Annotated in this window: 1 rRNA gene; it reads right to left on the bottom strand. The window is 57.5% G+C overall.

Annotated features, from left to right (window positions below):
• Positions 1 to 1,941: ribosomal RNA gene (locus H299_RS0123665) — 23S ribosomal RNA — on the bottom strand; the annotation flags it as partial.
• Positions 1,942 to 2,085: the final 144 nt, after the last annotated feature.

The following is a 2,085-nucleotide window of genomic DNA, read 5'->3' as shown; positions in this document are numbered from 1 at the left end:
CTCACCAGGTGTGGCCCCCCTTCTCCCGAAGTTACGGGGGCATTTTGCCGAGTTCCTTAACCATAGTTCACCCGAACGCCTCGGTATTCTCTACCAGACCACCTGAGTCGGTTTAGGGTACGGGCCGCCATGAAACATCGCTAGAGGCTTTTCTCGACAGCACAGGATCATCCACTTCACCACAATCGGCTCGGCATCAGGTCTCACCCTGTATGTTGCACGGATTTACCTGCACAACGGGCTACACCCTTACCCCGGGACAACCACCGCCCGGGCTGGACTACCTTCCTGCGTCACCCCATCACTCACCTACTACAGGTCCGGTTCATCGGCTCCACCACTCCCCTCAACTCCGAAGAGATCAGGGCGGTATCACGGACTTAGCATCGCCTGATTCAATGTTTGGCGCTCCACAGCGGGTACCGGAATATCAACCGGTTATCCATCGACTACGCCTGTCGGCCTCGCCTTAGGTCCCGACTTACCCTGGGCAGATCAGCTTGACCCAGGAACCCTTAGTCAATCGGCGCGCACGTTTCCCACGTGCGTATCGCTACTCATGCCTGCATTCTCACTCGCGAACCGTCCACAACTCGCTTACACGGCTGCTTCACCCGGCACACGACGCTCCCCTACCCATCACAGCCCCCGTTGGGGGTACATGCTGCAATGACACGACTTCGGCGGTGTGCTTGAGCCCCGCTACATTGTCGGCGCGGAATCACTTGACCAGTGAGCTATTACGCACTCTTTCAAGGATGGCTGCTTCTAAGCCAACCTCCTGGTTGTCTCTGCGACTCCACATCCTTTCCCACTTAGCACACGCTTAGGGGCCTTAGTCGATGCTCTGGGCTGTTTCCCTCTCGACCATGGAGCTTATCCCCCACAGTCTCACTGCCGCGCTCTCACTTACCGGCATTCGGAGTTTGGCTAAGGTCAGTAACCCGGTAGGGCCCATCGCCTATCCAGTGCTCTACCTCCGGCAAGAAACACACGACGCTGCACCTAAATGCATTTCGGGGAGAACCAGCTATCACGGAGTTTGATTGGCCTTTCACCCCTAACCACAGGTCATCCCCCAGGTTTTCAACCCTGGTGGGTTCGGGCCTCCACGAAGTCTTACCTCCGCTTCACCCTGCCCATGGCTAGATCACTCCGCTTCGGGTCTTGAACACGCTACTCAAACGCCCTCTTCGGACTCGCTTTCGCTACGGCTCCCCCACACGGGTTAACCTCGCAACATGCCGCAAACTCGCAGGCTCATTCTTCAAAAGGCACGCAGTCACGACCGCACATGCAAGCATGTACGGCGACGCTCCCACGGCTTGTAGGCACACGGTTTCAGGTACTCTTTCACTCCCCTCCCGGGGTACTTTTCACCATTCCCTCACGGTACTATCCGCTATCGGTCACCAGGGAATATTTAGGCTTAACGGGTGGTCCCGCCAGATTCACACAGGATTTCTCGGGCCCCATGCTACTTGGGTGGCCATCAGATGAGTTGCACATGTTTCAGCTACGGGGGTCTTACCCTCTACGCCGGGCCTTTCGCATGCCCTTCGCCTACACACACAATTTATGACTCACCGACCGTCCGGCAGAACGATCAAAGACAACTCCCACAACCCCGTACATGCAACCCCTGCCGGGTATCACACACATACGGTTTAGCCTCATCCGGTTTCGCTCGCCACTACTCCCGGAATCACTGTTGTTTTCTCTTCCTGCGGGTACTGAGATGTTTCACTTCCCCGCGTTCCCTCCACACACCCTATACATTCAGGTGCAGGTGACAGCCCATGACGACTGCCGGGTTTCCCCATTCGGACACCCCCGGATCAAAGCTCGGTTGACAACTCCCCGGGGCCTATCGCGGCCTCCCACGTCCTTCATCGGTTCCTGGTACCAAGGCATCCACCGTGCGCCCTTAAAAACTTGGCCACAGATGCTCGCGTCCACTGTGCAGTTCTCAAACAACAACCAGCCACCCACCACCCCCAGCCGAAGCTGAAGTTCACCGGGACCGGCACCAAGAACACAGACTCACGCCCGTACCCTCAGACACCCAACAGCGCGCCCAGCCAC

It is taken from the genome of Streptomyces sp. CNH287 (assembly GCF_000424825.1).
Note: the sequence above shows the minus strand (reverse complement) of the source record. Positions and strands in the feature narration are given on the sequence as shown.